Raw genomic sequence first — 16299 nt, 5'->3', positions numbered from 1 at the left:
CGCTTCCCCATTTTGAGGAACCGTTTCGAGACGGAAATTCCGTAAACCAATCAAGATTCATTGATGAATTAAAATTGTGTTGAAAATTCGTAGTGAATCAACGTTTGAAGCATTATTCGTGTCGTAATGCTTCAATGGGATCGAGTTTTGCTGCAGCGACAGCAGGATAAATTCCCGAGATAACGCCAATCGTCACTGAGATCCCAAACGCCACGGGCAGGCTCCAGAACGCAATCTGTGGCTGCAGGTCAAAAAACATACGCCCGACTTCTGAACCTACGGTGGTACCTTCCATAATGAAATTCTGCACAAACCATTGAATTCCCAGAAAGGAAACAGGAGTGAGGAGCCCAAGCACAACGCCAATTAATCCCCCCGAACCTGCTAATACGATAGTTTCTGTCAGAAACTGTTCGACAATGTCCCGCTGTCGTGCGCCCAGAGCACGCCGAACGCCAATTTCTCTCGTTCTTTCGGTAACGGTAGCCAGCATGATATTCATGATTCCAATCCCACCCACCACTAAACTGATGGCGGCGATCGACCCCAACACAACATTGAAGATGAGTCGAATCTGCTCGGCCTGTTTTAATAACTCCAAAGGGACAACAACAGCATAATCTTTGGCGCGTGAATGCGATTGCTCCAAGGTTTCTCTGATCGCCTGAGCCGTTGGTAATACAGCATCTTTATCATTAACCCGTAGAGTAATCTGATGCAGTTCGATCTGCTCAGCCGTCATGCTACCGGCCTGATTTTTGATATCAAGATCTCCTTCGCGGACCTGAAGCGTCTTAATGGGGACATAAACATCTTTGTTATAATCCTGCCCCGAGAGGCTACCACCAATGGCTGCAGAGGCGGTACGATCTTTAGTCACACCAATAACTGTGTAAAACATGGGACCAATCCGGATTGATTTTCCTACCGGATCTTCATGCTTGAATAAGGTGTTTGCCACATCATTGGCGATTACAGCCACATTCAGCAGCTTTGTCTGATCACTGTGAGTCAGGAAGCGACCTTGAGAGAGTTCCAAATGATTCATTTCCAGATAATCACCGGTACAACCGACGACGCGGGCATTCATGGCATCTTTCAGGTAGCGAATTTCTCTGCTGATTTCCCGAATCGGAACTGCTTTGGTAATCGTAGGTAGCGTATTGGTTAAAACTTTATAGTCTGACCTCAATAATCCATATTGCAGCACTCGAGTACGTGTCGAAGACTGGGCCACATCAAGTGGAGGCTTCACACTACGCACAATCACGTTTGTGGCACCTAGCTCCAACACCTGTTTTTGAGCCTGCGCGCTGGCACCTTCACCAATGGCCAACATGGCAATCACAGAAAAGACTCCAAACACAATCCCGAGCATCGTCAAGCCGGACCTTAGCTTATGCAGCAATAAGCTTTTCAGTGCGAGCCGAATGATACGAATGATTCGAGTCATGCTGGTGACCTGAGTAGTTTCTGAAAAAAAATCGTAACAAAGAAGTATCGTTAATGGATTTAATGATTGAACGAGGGAGTTTGCAAAATGGTTTCACTCTCGATGATTCCATCTTTCATCGTGATCTGACGTTTGGTTTGTTGGGCGATACCGGGCTCGTGTGTCACCATAATAATAGTGCGCCCTTCCGCGTTTAAATTATGCAGGATAGTCATAATCTCCGCTTCAGTCGCTGAGTCCAGGTTACCCGTTGGTTCATCCGCCAGAATAATTTCCGGATCATTCACTAATGCTCTGGCGATGGAGACACGTTGTTGTTGTCCACCAGAAAGCTGGAAGGGGCGATGGTCTAGGCGGTCTCCCAAACCAACCATATTGGCCAGTTCGATACACCGTTCTCTTTCAACCCGTCCGATGGCGGGATAGCCGGCACGGTACAAAAGTGGAACTTCGATATTTTCCAGAACGGTATATTGTGCAATCAGATTGAAAGACTGAAAGATGAAACCAATCATGTCATTGCGCATCAATGAAAGTTCATCATCATCCAGAGTCGAAACATCGTGACCACCCAGAAAATACTGACCACTGGTAGGACGGTCCAACGCTCCCAAAAGGTTGAGAAGCGTACTTTTACCACTTCCGGATGAACCCATAATGGCGACAAAATCACCTTCGGGAAAGTCTGTCGAAACGCCCCGCAGCGCTTTTACCACAACAGAACCTAAATCATAGAATTTGCTGAGGTCGACAACTTGGGCAGCCAGCCTCATGGTCGTTTTCCTCCAGAGGGTCTTTGCCCTCCTGAAGGTGGCCTCTTCCCTCGAAGTTTACTCAGCTCTTCCGCAGTAATAAAACCATCCTTGTTGGTATCCATACTGGAGAACCGTTCGCGCATCGGCTCGGGCAGTTCCTCTTTGGAAATTTTGCCATCTGAGTTTTTGTCAAGACGCTTCATAAAGCCGCTCGCACCACCGGCAGAAGACCTCTCGGATTTCTGCCCCCCAGCCTTGCCTCCCGATTTTCCTGAAGATTGTGCTTTGGTGGATTTCCTTTTACCTTGACCCGACGTCTGATTTTCAGCCTGCTCTTTCCGCTCAAGCGCCATCTGTTCTTCCAGATCAATGAGTTGATCTGCAAAGTGTGTACGAGGATTCAAGATGACTTCTTCGTCTTCCTGGACACCATCCAAAATTTCAATCGTTGTATCACTGGTCTGACCAATTTTAATTAATCTTCGTACAGCTTCGCCATCCGAGCCAAGGACGAAAATATAATGCTGAGTTCCGATTGTAATCACTGATTGCACGGGAACCTGCAACACACCATCTCGCTCTTCGATGCGAATTTCGATTTCAGCAGTTAAACCTGGTTTCAGTTTCGTGATATCTGCTCCATTAGGCACAATCTTGATGGAGGCCTTGTATTCTTTGAGGTCGGGCCGCATCCAGTTGGAGGAAATCGGCACAGAAGAGACTTGATCCACCTCACCCAGATAGGTTTGTTCGGGAAAAGCATCAACACGAATATCAACAGGCAATCCTTCTCGAATCAGGCTAATCTTTGATTCGTGAATTCGAGCATCCACTTTCATCAGGCTGAAATCTGGTAATTGTATGATCGCCTGACGTTCGCGGACTTCTGTCCCTTCTTCAATCACATCTTCACCATTACCGCGACGCCCATTATCCTGGTTGGCATAAACAACCTGACCATTTTGAGGCGCGATTAATTTACAGGCCTTAATCTGCTCTCGAAACCGCTCCAGTTCACTGCTCTCAACTTCATAGGTCAACTGGCCTGCCTTCAGTTTGGCTTCATACTGAGCTAATGTGGCAATTCCTTTACGTCGAACGCGTTCCTGATCTCGTTCTTTCTCCTCAACGGCGGCTTTTAACTCTCGTTCTTTCCGTTTTTGTACATAGTCTTTTTCAACCGCTAAATCTTCTTTGGCAATCTCCAGATCAATCTGTGCTTTTACAACATTGATACGGTCTGCTTCCACATCGTTTTGGTTTTTATAACCCTTTTTTGCAATTCTCTTGGAGAACTCAAACGTTTCTTCCGCACGCTGTAAATCTTCGCGGGCTTTGGTAATCGCTCCTTGTTTGACATTAATGTCACGTTGCGATTCGCCTTTTAGAAACTTTTCCAAGTCAAGTTTTGCTAATTCATATGCAAGAAGAGCCGCTGAGTTATCGCTGTCATTTTGCGTTTTCTGAATGGCCACATTTTCTTCTGCCTGTTTCAATTCGGCCTCTGCCTGTGTGACCTGAATTTGCTGTTGCTTTTCTTTATCAACCAGTAGGGCAGAATCAAGTTCACAGAGAAGATCACCTGCTTTGACCATGGTTCCTTCGGGAACGATACTAATGATCGTCGTATAGCCTTTGACCTTACTGGTCAGCGTGACATTATTCAGACTGTCCAACTGGCCTTTTTCGGTCACCGTGACTCGGAACGGTCCGCGTGTGACCGTGTCGGTAATATAAATCGTATTTTTCTTGCTCCCCGAAGAGAATGAAGAAAACAACGACTGTCGAATGGCAGGAACCGTCAATATCGCGACACCAGATCCTACGATCGCAAACAAGAGTAACGTTCTGGTTTTAGGGAGCTTGCGGCGTTTCTTCGCTTTCAGTGGAGAGGGCGTTAAGCTCTCCGGCAGGTCGGAAGACAACTTGTCTGATGTCTTCTGCTGCGGTAACTCCGGTTTCAGTTGTCCCTGGGGGGGGTTGGCGGTGCTCATTGGTGGGCCTGATTCTTCCCGCGCGGTGTTGGTAGAAATCGTCTTTCCAAATTCCATTTTCATCTATCTCCATAATACCCATATCCAGATAGATGTTAAGTCGGTTTTGCTCATAATTTATCCAGTTGCCAATTAAACTGTTTTGTGCGTCTAATACCGCATTTAACGCGTTTAACAGATTTAGGCCTTGATTACGCCCTGCTTGGGCAGGATCTGATGTTGCCTCTACTGCACTGTCATACTGTAAAGCGGCTAAACGGATTTGAACTCGAGAAGTCTCGAAATTCTGACGTAACACTGCTAATTGACGCCAACTTTGGCGAATTTCGAACTTCGTATCGTCTTCCGCAGCCATAAAAGCACGGCGTTCTCGTTGATAATCGATTTGTGACTCGCGATAGGCGTTTCTTTCCTGAACCAAAGATAATGGAGCTGTAAACTCGACTCCTGCTCGAAAACCTGCCTGACTTCCGCGGAAATCCAACGGCTTGTTTCTACCGAGAGGCGTACTAACGTCTCCTTCTACTACGACATTTAACACCGCTTCGAGAGAATTAGACCGGACTTCCATCAACCTGCGAGCATCCATCACCAAACCACGCTGATTCATCAAATCGAGTCTGTTTGCAAGTCCGATGCGAACCACTTCACCGATGTCCATCGTAAATGGTTCCAGGGTAATCAGTTCCACTCGCAGACCAATTTCAATGACCTGCATTCCCTGGGAGATTCTGAGCATGTCTTCACGAAGATCTGCCATCTCAAAAATAATTCGCTTTTTTTGCTCATTTGTCAGTTTATCTTCACTCAGAAAACTCTGTAGGCCATCCAGACGGCGTTCCATGCCTTCCATTGTCTTTCGAACCCCATAATACAAACGTATATCATTTGAGGAACTTTGGCGGACTCGTTCACGATCTTCATCTGAGAGGAAACGCCGCTGACGTAAGGCCAACAGTTCTTCTGAAACATTTTCATCATTATCGCCCAGCAGGTCTTCTATATTTTTAATGTCCTGTTCCAGTGTTTCCAATCCATCGGCACGAAGTTTGGCCAGAAGCTGTTTGAGACCAATGAGAACTTCTTTCAATTCTGCCGTTGTGGGAGGAATTAAGTCAGGATCTTCCCAGTCCTCTACGTAAACTTTCGCCCACACTAGGACATAGTCATAAATTTCTTGTTCTATCGCTGGCAACAAGGGATCAATTAATTGAAACGGTTTCAATAACGATTCATCGATACTCAAAGGCATATTGGGAGGCAGTCCCAAAAAAAGTTTGAAACTCCCCAGTGAATCCTGATAGACTCGTTCGAATGATCTCAGGCGATTGATGGATTGTGCCAATCTGGTTTCCAACTGTGCAACATCCAAAGTGACAACTTCCGTTCGGACTCGCTGGATCAATTCATTGACAGCCGCCTGATAAGCATTTTCTTCACTTAACGCCAACAATTGTTTCTCATGTGCTTCTGTCATTTCTCCATTCCATGACAAAAGTTGAGCTTCGTCATCAAACAGCAACTTATCAACCAGTTCGGGTGGAAGGATCCAATTCTCGGGAAGTTTTTCTAATTTTTCAGAGAGGACTTTTGGCTTTTGTGAAGAGAGCGCACGCAAGGTTTCAACCTGACGTTCCAGCAACTTGATATTATTTCGTTCATTGTTAATAACCTGAGTTTGCTGGAGCAACTGTAGAAAGCCAGTCCCTCCGGCGACATTGGCTGTAAAAAACTCTTTTCGGAATCGAGCGAGTGTCCGTGTCTGATATAACACGTTTCGTTCATCCTGTGTCAGATTATTCAACACCACTTTTCGACCTGCCCCTAACAAGAGAGGCTGTACCAGAGAGTAGGAAAGGAGACTGACAGAGTTGGTTCGATTCGATCCAGAGAATATCCAGAGTGTATTGTTTGCCAGTTCAACGGCCCATTGGGCTCCACTGGGGAGAACCTGATTCACTCCGATCCGGCTAGCCAGATCGAGTTCCTGTGTTCCATTTGCCAATCGACGTCGATTGAGTTCTGCCTGGGGATTCTGCCCCCCCACACCGAGATACCGGACATCAAACTGGAATCGGCCAAACGTCAAATCCAAAGCGGCCAGAAACAAATTTTCAATTTGAAATTGATATTCGCGGCTATTGATGTTGGCAATGTCAATGGTTTCCGCAAGTGTAAGATCATTGAGGGCAGGTAATTCCACACCTTCTAATGCATCACCCGAGGCAGCAATTTCCGCACTCAATTCGGGACTGATCCCGTACTGCACAAGCCAGTCCGGATTCTCAATACTAAGTGCGCGGCCAAACTTATGCCAGCTTTTATACCCTTTCTTACATTGTAGCCAATGCATATAGACATTTGCCGCAGGGTCGTCGGGAGGCAGTGGTTCATGATTAGGGTCATAAGGATCATAAAAGCGACTGCGTGGATCGGGTTCGATGTCATAACGGGGAACCTGCCAGGCAGGATCATTTGCATTCTCAGCTAAGATTTCATATGTATCCTGATTGGCTTGGTCGAACCAGAATGTTGGAGAGCAGCCAGAATGAACCACGGCCATTGCTAGGATCAAAGCGGTCGTTAACAGTGGTTTGCGATTGTTATAAAACAGAAAACGTTTTATGCGCCTCATGGAAGAGCATCCGTTGCATAAAATAGAAATGAATTCAGGAATGACGAAACCAATATAAAAACAAAAGAACTAGGCTGCAGGAGACCCCTGAAATGGATAAGGACCGGAGACATCCAGAATCGTTTTTGCAGTCTCACGATGAGACCGTTGGATATGAGCCGACTTGAGCAAGGCCTGCAAAATGCCGGTGAGTTGACGTCTTTGATCTGAATTCAATGCTGACAACAAACGCTGTGAAACGGTACCATGATACGCCTTCACTTGTGCCAGGATACTTTCACCTTCCTCAGTTAAATGCAACACGCGTTTACGGCGATCCTTCTTAGATTGCTGCCGTATCACCAATTTGTCGCTTTCCATACGTTCGATCAATGTACAGATATTCGACTCTGACTGCCCCAGTTTTCGTGCCAGTTCTGACTGAGAGCATCCTACTTGACTCACCGCATCAATCACCTTGAGTGACGCGTAGCGAACTTCATTAATCTCCAATTGAGCAAAGCTATTGTTTAAAGCCGCTCTAACCAAATGAACTGTTCGAATCAGAAGATCAATCTGTTCAACACATTCATGATTTTGTAACGATCGCCAATCAATGGGATCCTGGGCCGTTTCCAAATCGGAATTGTGTTCCTGTTCCATATACACCAACCTCAAACTGACTTGATATGAAAAATTTTGTTCTGATCTTGACTTCGCGTAATCTCCGGCCCGATGATTGTCTCTATTAATATTTCGGACATGAAGTATTAGTATCTGAAGGACTTATCGGCATAACCCGCAAAGTTTTACATAAGTAAATTTTTATTTTAGGTTGCAATCAAGCTACAAAGAGTGAACAATCACATGAAGTTAGATTGATTCACTGCTCCCTAAACCCAGTCGTGAGAGAACATTCCATGAAGCAGTTCGCGCTCATTTTGTGCAAAACAAAAGTTCACCCATTCTTACTATTTCCCCTATTCATTATCTGCACATTATCGACTGAAGCTCGTGCCGCCGCAAAACCCAACGTCATCGTGATCTATGCTGACGATCTGGGATATGGTGACTTGGCCTGTTTTGGACATCCCACGATTAAAACTCCTCACTTGGATCAGATGGCCGCCGAAGGTATGAAATTTACTCAGTTCTATTCGGCAGCCCCGGTATGTACCCCTAGCCGGGCCGCTTTATTGACGGGCCGCTATCCGATTCGCTCTGGAATGTGCAGCGATAAACGACGGGTTCTCTTTCCCGATTCCGGCGGCGGACTTCAAGCGAGTGAAGTGACCTTAGCAGAAGCTTTGAAAGAAACGGGGTACAAGACTGCCTGTGTGGGAAAATGGCATCTGGGCCATCTACCACAGTTCTTACCAACCAGTCATGGTTTCGATTCTTATTTCGGTATTCCTTATTCCAACGATATGGACCGAGTGGCAGAGCGAAAACTGGGACGTAAAATTTTTCTCAAACCAAAAGTGGAATACTGGAACGTACCCTTAATGCGTAATCAGGAAGTCATTGAGCGACCGGCAGACCAGACCACGATTACCAAACGCTATACCAAAGAAGCGATCAAATTTATTAAAGGAAATCAAAAACAACCTTTCTATCTCTATCTGGCTCATAGCATGCCACATGTCCCGTTATTCCGCTCGAAAGCAATCGAAGATACAAGTCGACGTGGATTGTATGGTGATGTGATTGAAGAAATTGACTGGAGCGTCGGTCAGATTCTACAAACCCTTAAAGATCAGGGACTTGACCAGAATACAATCGTCTGGTTTTCCAGTGATAATGGCCCCTGGCTGATCTTCAATGAACAGGGAGGTTCTGCCGGATTATTGAGGGAAGGGAAAGGAAGTACGTGGGAAGGTGGCATGCGAGAGCCAACACTTGCCTGGTGGCCCGGGCATATCCCCTCTGGTTCCGTGACGCACGAATTAGGTAGTACGATGGATATCTTTACGACTTCGATCCAGCTAGCCGGTGGTAAAGTCCCTTCCGACCGGGTTGTTGATGGTGTGGATTTATCATCGGTCTTACTGGGAACTGGCGAGAGTCCGAGAAAGGAAATGGCCTTTTACCGTGGGACGAAATTGATGGCTTTTCGGAAAGGTCCCTGGAAAGCACATTTCATTACAAAACCAGCCTATGGTAGAGAGCCGTTCAAAGAACATCATCCCCCCGTGTTATATCATCTTGAACATGATCCGTCTGAAAAATATGATGTTGCCAAAGCAAACCCGGAAGTGATCAAATCGATCAAAGCAGCCGCTGAAAAACATCAGCAAAGCATCAAACCGGTTCCATCACAACTGGAGATACCAATCAAAAAATAGTTCAAGGTAAGAAAACCAGATTCTACCAATAACAAATATAACGCAAGCCATCGTGTTCCGTTCCAATACGGAAATGGCTTTCGGCGATAGATTGGTCAAGTTCAAAACGGGTACAAAAATCATTCCAGGCTTCATGGAACTTGGGTATGTGTTTCCAATCAAACGCGGGACGTGGTTTTGATAATCGATTGTACGCATCATGGATCAATGCCAACGCGACGGACAGCATTTTCTCATCATAGCAAGGCTGTGACAATATTAACTCAACCGCTTCTGCCGCGTGACTACAATGTTCAAAATCAGGCTCACGCAAACACTGTGATGCCATCCGCTCGGTAAATTTAAGAAGACTATCAACGCCATTCTGATTGAGCAGGAAGTCAGCTCTCGACTCACTTTGCAATGCAAATTCAATTTTTTGATAGAGTTCTTCGTCTGTCTCGCAGGGAATGGACATTCTGCCATAACCATCGGGGGCAATAGATTCGATTGCTTTGATCGTATCTACAATTTCGGAATTACTGATATTCATAATGAGTGATCACACTATTTGGGTTTGAGATTTTTTCGATGAATGCCAATGAACTACTACTAATTATAGTTAAGACCAGGAAAATAAAACTTCGGAAATGAATAAATAAAGTTCTCGAACACATATCTGGAAAGCACATAATTATTTGCCTGGTAAAACCCAAACAAAATTGAATCATCAGATCTCGAACTTTAAGTACTGATGGTCACCAATTCGTATTGAGGATCATAGTTCATCAAGTGGTAGTACAAACTTTTACACATTTAATGCTTCTAAGAAAACCTCTTATTGCGTAATAGCACACACACGTCATCCAGAATATGCTTAAATTTTATCGCGATAGAACACAATTAGATAACCAAGAACATGAATGCCAAAAAATAAATACGTTTACATCAAATGAACTACATATAAAAACGAATATTGATTACCAACCCACCTTATCAACTTACCTGGATCGTCCTAAATCTAATTACTCATTTCGCTTCAGTCACCTGCGTCGCAATTCACATCTCTGCAAAGCTTCTTTCGATGATCCCATATATATTATAAACAAATTTAAAAAACATAGCTAAAGTGTTGACCATCGGTTATCATTGATTACAATCAATAATCATCGATGATTTTATATTCCCAAATAAGGAAAGACCCAGAAGTGGTAATCACCCAAACGACAAGTTCTGATGGAAAGTCATCTCGACATCGTGTAAGAAATCAAATCACAGAGATGATTCTGAGCAGAAAACTGAAGCCGGGACAGCGACTCGTTCAAGAAAGACTCGCCAAGGAGTTTTCCGTTGCACAAGGAGTCGTGCGGGAATCGTTACTGGAATTGAGTTGCTGTGGTCTGGTAGATGCCGTCGACAACCTGGGAGTCTTTGTCAGTGAATTAGACGGTGCCAAAGTAGTTGAGGCACTCGAAGTTCGTGAAGTCCTCGAAGGTCTTGCTGCGCGTTTATGTTGCCAACGCGCCAGCCGAGAAGATATTAAAAAGCTGGATCAATTAGTCACGCGCATTTACTTATTAGGACAGGAAGAAAAGAACGACGAAGCAGCGCTGCTGGATCGGGAATTCCACCATCGTATCGTTGAGACGGCGAATAGCGGGACACTTCAGGCAGTCACCACAAGCCATTGGACATTGCAATTGGTGTTGAAAATGAGTTTCGATGTCGAGATTGTTTATGAAGCCCATCGATCCATTATTGAGGCCATTGAGAAAAACGACCCTGACGAAGCAGAACAATTGATGCGCGACCATATTCGATCAGCACGCAATCTGGTTGAACAGCAGATTGCGGAAGGAAATTTTGTCCCCGAGTGGTTGTGCTAGTGAATGCCTTCAATCTTCAGAAACAAAATATCATTTATTTGAACATTAAATAATCAGAGGATGCAATAAATGGATTCCCTTATAGGACGCTGGATTGTTGTGATGGCTCTGGTCTTGTGCATGGCAGAAGCGACCATCTTTGCTCAAGGCGTTCCGCCGGAAGAAGCCGCTCAGCGCATGACCGTCGCCGAGGGGTTTGAGGTGAAACTTGTGGCCTCAGAACCTCTGGTGCGTCAGCCCGTGGCCATTGACTTTGATGATCGCGGCAGGATATGGGTCATGCAATACCTTCAATATCCTAACCCGGCAGGACTGAAACGAGTTAAAGTCGATCAGCACACGCGTTCAAAATACGACCGAGTCCCCAAACCACCCCCACATGGGCCAAAAGGGGCAGATCGATTGACAATTCTCGAAGACACAGACGGCGATGGGCACATGGATCGCGCAAAGGATTTCGTGAATGGTTTGAACCTTGCCTCTGGTTTTGCGTTCGGACATGGCGGAGTCTTTGTCTTACAAGCACCGTATCTGCTCTTCTATCCTGATCGGAACCGTGATGATCTTCCCGATAGCGACCCGGAAGTGTTGCTGAGAGGTTTCGGCATGGATGATGCGAGTTCTGTCGCCAATTCTCTAACTTTCGGTCCGGATGGCTGGCTGTATGGGTGCCAGGGTAGCACAGTGACCGCCGTGATTCGTGGCATCAAGTTTGTGCAGGCAATCTGGCGATATCATCCCGTTTCAAAGAAATTTGAACTATTCGCTGAAGGTGGAGGCAACATGTGGGGTCTGGACTTTGATCGTCACGGAAACCTGTTGGCCAGCACAAATGTCGGCGGATTTACCATGCTGCACATGGTACAGGGGGGATACTACTGGAAGCAATTCAGCAAACACGGCCCACTGCGAAATCCTTACACATTTGGGTATTTCAATCATATGCCACACAAAAATTTTCGTGGCGGACATGTGACTGTGGGCGGCACACTTTATCAAGGCGACACATTTCCTGAAGAAATGCGCAACAAATATATCAGCACGAACTTGTTATCGCACGAAATTCATTTTCATGAGATACACCCAGATGGAACATCATTCCGTAGCGCGCATGGAGGAGAACTGGTCAAAGCCAATGACACCTGGTTTGCTCCAAATGATTTGACAGTCGGACCAGATGGAGCAGTTTATTTTTCCGACTGGCATGATAAACGAACCGCGCATCCTAATCCCGATGCTGACTGGGACCGCTCAAATGGCCGTATTTTCCGAGTGCAAGCCAAAGGTGTTCGCTCAGAAAAACACAAAGATCTCCTACAGATGCCAAGCAATCAATTGGTAAAAATGCTTAATCTTTCCAACGAATGGTATGTGCGCGCTGCACGGCGTGAATTAGTGTCCCGCGGAGACCAGAGTATTTGGCCACAGCTCCGTAAAACGATTTTACAAAACAGCAATAACCGGCTTGTGCTCAACTCACTCTGGACTCTGGCATCGACAGGAGGCCTGGACCAGCAAACGGCTCTGAAAGCACTCACACATCAAAACGAACATATTCGTGCCTGGACCGTTCGATTACTGGGTGATGAGCAGAACATCTCGCCACCGGTTACAGAACAATTCAATCGTTTGGCAAAAAGTGATCCTAGTGCCATTGTCCGCAGCCAACTGGCCAGCACGGCAGCACGGATTCCAGCCAAACAAGGTTTGTCAATTGCGCATACAATCTTACTGCGTAATGCAGACGGGAAAGATCCCTACATCCCGTTGCTGCTCTGGTGGGCTGTTGAGCAACACGCTATGTCTGCCATTGACGATATTGAACAGCGGTTTGTTAATAAATCTGCGTGGCAGAAATCATTGATTCGTGAAGAGATCCTGAACCGACTCATGCAACGCTTAGCGGTAGAAGCAACACCACGTACTTTGGCTGTCTGTAAGAAGTTAATTGAGAGTGCACCTTCTTCAATCGATGAACAGAACCTGTTGACATCGCTTGATGCGGGCCTGGCAATGGTAAGCAGGCGCCGCATCAAAAAAAAGCGTCTTGAAGATCGTGTACCCGCTGATCTCAAACAGTGGCTAGCAGAGAAATGGAACAAACAACCGTCAAATTTCACACTCATCAAACTGAACGGACGACTTGGCAACCGGGCTGTCGCGGACTATGCACTGAAGGTAGTCACCAACGATCAAACAGAACAGCAACAACGAAGGACCATGTTCAATGTGCTGCGTCAATTTGGTGACGCCTCAAGTATTGCACCATTGTTACCCCTGCTGGCACCTCATCAACCAACCTGGTTAAAACAAGCAGCCATGGATGTTCTCGCACGGTATGACGATGAGCGTGTGGGTGAAACTCTTTTAAAAGCATACACTGACTACGATAGTAACTCACGTGCATACGTCCGCCGTGTACTGTTTGCCCGCCCAGAGTGGACGAAACGCTTTCTCACAGGGATCGATGGTGGAATGTATGATCCTCGTGAGGTCTCTCTCGGTGAACTGAACTCACTTTCTGCTTACAAAGACGAATCCATTTCCGAGCTCCTCACCAAACATTGGGGGCAAATTAATCGTAGTACTGCAGAACAGAAAATCACCGAAATTCGCCGTGTCCGATTTAATCTTAAAACGACCGGCGATCCAAAACGTGGTCACGGACTTTTTACAAAGCACTGCGCCACCTGCCATCAACTTTTCGGAGAAGGCAAAAAATTGGGTCCTGATCTGACAACCGCAAACCGCAAGGACCTGAACTATTTGCTCGAAAGCATTATCAATCCCAATGCATTTATTCGAAAAGAGTTTGTGTCTTCTGTCGTACTCACACAGGATGGACGAGTTCTGACCGGGATTATCGTCAAAGAAACTCCAACTCAGATCGTACTGGCGGATAACAAAAACAAAGAATCCACTGTCCGACGTGAAGACATTGAAGAAATCCACAACGCGTCCGTTTCGCTGATGCCAGAGGATGTCTTGAAGCCATTAAAAGATCAGGAACTGCGCGATCTGTTTAGCTATTTACAGAGTGAAGGTACCAACAAACACTGAATTAGAGAAATAAAATGAACCAGTACCTGGGCCCATCTTCGAAATCAAAACAATCTCAAACTACGATTTCACGTCGTCAATTTTTGAGTAGTAGTGCAGCAACAGTGGCAGGACTTTCGATGGTCTCTCGACTTGTTGCCGATGAAGAAAAAACCGATCTCGCTACGAATGAGAGTAAAGCGTTGATTGCAATTTCCTATGATCTGGAGATGTCCGCCGGTTATCCAATCAAAGGCAAACCGCGAAACGCCTATCCCTGGGATCATCAAAAAGGGAATCTCAACGACGAAACGAAGCAATACACAGTGGAATCATGTCGCATAGTCAAAGAGGCGGGCGGCGTGCTGCATTCGTTTCTTGTGGGCCAGGTTTTGGAACATAAAAACGTTGACTGGCTCAAACAGATCATTCAAGCAGGACATCCGATCGGCAATCATACTTACGATCATGTCAGAATTACAGCCAAAAATCCAAACGATATTCAATATCGTTTCCAGCGCGCTCCCTGGTTGATTAAAGGAAAAACGCCCGCAGAAGTCATCTCAGAAAATATCAGATTATGTGAGTTGGCAATGCGACAGCGGCTGGGTATCAAACCGGCCGGTTTCCGAACACCCTACGCTTTTGCGAATGGGATTGCGGACCGAGTCGACCTGCAGGAAATGTTGCTCTCGCTGGGATACACGTGGACCAGTTCTCAATACAGGGGGCCGACCAATGTAAATCGTAAGAATCCGACCAAAGCGGATTTCGATGCGTTTATCGCCACACACAAACAACACCAGCCCTATGTTTATCCGACGGGTCTGATTGAAGTTCCTTTCTCACCCCCGATGGACGTTGGCGCTTTTCGTGGCAGGAGCTGGAAACTCGATGATTTCCTGCAACTCATTGAGAAAAGTGTCCTCTGGGCCATTGAAAACCGGGCAACTTATGACTTCGGAGTTCATCCCTCGGTCATGTATGTCGAAGACCCGGAGTTTAAAGCCATCAAACTTATCTGCAACCTTGTCAAAGCGGCAGGTGACCGTGCCGCGATCGTTGATCTGGACACCTTCGCCCGACGTGCCAGGCAGCAGTATGAAAAAACAAAATCATAAGAGACCACAACAGAAATCCGTTAATAATGCGAAATGTTTATGAAAAATCTCACGGCTTCACACAAGTGACTTACCGCGATCAATAACTCATTTGCTCCTATAGAGCAAAGTATAGAATAAATCATCATTTCATTCTTTTCATCAAAATGGGGATTCGTCATGCAAAAGCATCCAGACAAATGCCGCGGATTTACTCTGATCGAGTTGTTAGTTGTAATCGCGATCATTGCAATACTCATTGCGTTGTTACTGCCGGCCGTTCAACAGGCGCGCGAAGCAGCACGCCGCTCACAATGCCGAAATAACCTGAAGCAACTTGGGTTGGGACTTCATAATTACCACGACGTACATCGCGCACTCCCAGCGCTGTGGTATTTAAGATCTACAGGTGGAACAGGACACACAGGTTTCACAATGCTTCTTCCTTTCATTGATCAGGCAAATCTCTATAACAGGGTCGATTTTAACGTTGAACCGTGGAGACACCCTGAAAGCGAATTCCTGCAGCTTGCTGTCATTGGACTATTTCGTTGCCCTTCTGATCCGGGATCAGTCAACAACTTCGATTATCCGGTCATTCCGTTAATTTCGACTCGAGGTAACTATTGCCTCAATATTGGTGTCGGAGGTTGGACTCCACGAGATACGAGAACTCCCAAACCAAACGCAGTTTTTTCACCTGTCAGCAGAACCCGTTTTCGAGACTTTACCGATGGTACCAGTAATGTTGTCCTACTTGCAGAAGTACTCGGAGGCTTAACCAACGACGCTCGTGGTTCGTGGCAGACAACCGATGTGTGTTACTACCGTCACGATCGAACGCCCAACACCAGAATCCAGGATGAAGTGCGGGGAGGAACCTTTAAATACTGTGACGAAACGACGACAGGCCCGGCACCGTGTCGACATTCTTCAAACAGCAATAACTTTCATACCTGGCATCTGGCTGCACGCAGCATGCATGAAGGCGGAGTCCACGTGCTATTGGGCGATGGAGCTGTCCGTTTTGTGAGCGAAAATATCGACATCAATACATGGCAGAATCTGGGAAGACCACAGGATGGGATCCCTTTAGGCGAATTTTAAGAAGATACTCAATGATGTTCAAAGGCG

Annotated in this window: 11 protein-coding genes; 5 read left to right on the top strand and 6 right to left on the bottom strand. The window is 46.1% G+C overall.

The window, feature by feature from the left end; translation table 11 throughout:
- Positions 1-112 precede the first annotated feature (112 nt).
- From V144x_RS06800 to V144x_RS06780, 5 genes are all read right to left on the bottom strand, one after another.
- A complete protein-coding gene (locus V144x_RS06800) occupies positions 113-1453 on the bottom strand; it encodes an ABC transporter permease (RefSeq protein WP_144983284.1) in 1341 nt (446 codons plus the stop codon).
- 59 nt (positions 1454-1512) lie between these two features.
- Positions 1513-2226, bottom strand: coding sequence for an ABC transporter ATP-binding protein (locus tag V144x_RS06795; protein WP_144983281.1), 714 nt, complete (start codon positions 2224-2226; stop codon positions 1513-1515).
- Positions 2223-3803 carry an efflux RND transporter periplasmic adaptor subunit gene (locus V144x_RS06790; RefSeq protein ID WP_232102824.1) on the bottom strand — a complete coding sequence of 527 codons (1581 nt, stop codon included), beginning with the start codon at positions 3801-3803 and terminating at the stop codon, positions 2223-2225. Before V144x_RS06790 ends, V144x_RS06795 begins: the two co-directional genes overlap by 4 nt.
- 259 nt (positions 3804-4062) lie before the next feature.
- Positions 4063-6837 (bottom strand): TolC family protein, encoded by a 2775-nt coding sequence (locus V144x_RS28635; protein ID WP_144983275.1) that lies wholly within the window; start codon positions 6835-6837, stop codon positions 4063-4065.
- Positions 6838-6906: 69 nt separating this feature from the next.
- Positions 6907-7479, bottom strand: a complete 573-nt coding sequence (locus tag V144x_RS06780) for a MarR family winged helix-turn-helix transcriptional regulator (RefSeq protein WP_144983272.1) — start codon at positions 7477-7479, stop codon at positions 6907-6909.
- Positions 7480-7736: 257 nt separating this feature from the next.
- Here V144x_RS06780 and V144x_RS06775 point away from each other — a divergent pair, with 257 nt between their 5' ends.
- The gene (locus V144x_RS06775; protein WP_144983269.1) at positions 7737-9161 is read left to right on the top strand and encodes a sulfatase family protein; all 1425 of its coding nucleotides are present in this window, start codon (positions 7737-7739) and stop codon (positions 9159-9161) included.
- 22 nt (positions 9162-9183) lie between these two features.
- Here V144x_RS06775 and V144x_RS06770 read toward each other — a convergent pair whose 3' ends face one another.
- On the bottom strand, positions 9184-9693 hold the full coding sequence (locus V144x_RS06770; protein ID WP_144983265.1) for a hypothetical protein: 510 nt from the start codon (positions 9691-9693) through the stop codon (positions 9184-9186).
- 655 nt (positions 9694-10348) lie between these two features.
- Between V144x_RS06770 and V144x_RS06765 the strand changes: the two genes are divergently transcribed.
- The 4 genes from V144x_RS06765 to V144x_RS06750 all read left to right on the top strand — a co-directional run bounded on the left by V144x_RS06765 (position 10349) and on the right by V144x_RS06750 (position 16272).
- Positions 10349-11026 carry a GntR family transcriptional regulator gene (locus V144x_RS06765; protein ID WP_197998796.1) on the top strand — a complete coding sequence of 226 codons (678 nt, stop codon included), beginning with the start codon at positions 10349-10351 and terminating at the stop codon, positions 11024-11026.
- Between the two features lie 69 nt (positions 11027-11095).
- Positions 11096-14086 carry a PVC-type heme-binding CxxCH protein gene (locus tag V144x_RS06760; protein ID WP_144983259.1) on the top strand — a complete coding sequence of 997 codons (2991 nt, stop codon included), beginning with the start codon at positions 11096-11098 and terminating at the stop codon, positions 14084-14086.
- A 14-nt stretch (positions 14087-14100) separates the two neighbouring features.
- Positions 14101-15186, top strand: coding sequence for a polysaccharide deacetylase family protein (locus tag V144x_RS06755; RefSeq protein ID WP_144983256.1), 1086 nt, complete (start codon positions 14101-14103; stop codon positions 15184-15186).
- Positions 15187-15345: 159 nt separating this feature from the next.
- Positions 15346-16272 (top strand): DUF1559 domain-containing protein, encoded by a 927-nt coding sequence (locus V144x_RS06750; protein ID WP_144983252.1) that lies wholly within the window; start codon positions 15346-15348, stop codon positions 16270-16272.
- The last annotated feature ends 27 nt before the right edge of the window (positions 16273-16299 follow it).

It is taken from the genome of Gimesia aquarii (assembly GCF_007748195.1).
Lineage (GTDB): Bacteria > Planctomycetota > Planctomycetia > Planctomycetales > Planctomycetaceae > Gimesia > Gimesia aquarii.
This window is presented reverse-complemented; position numbering and strand designations above follow the sequence as displayed.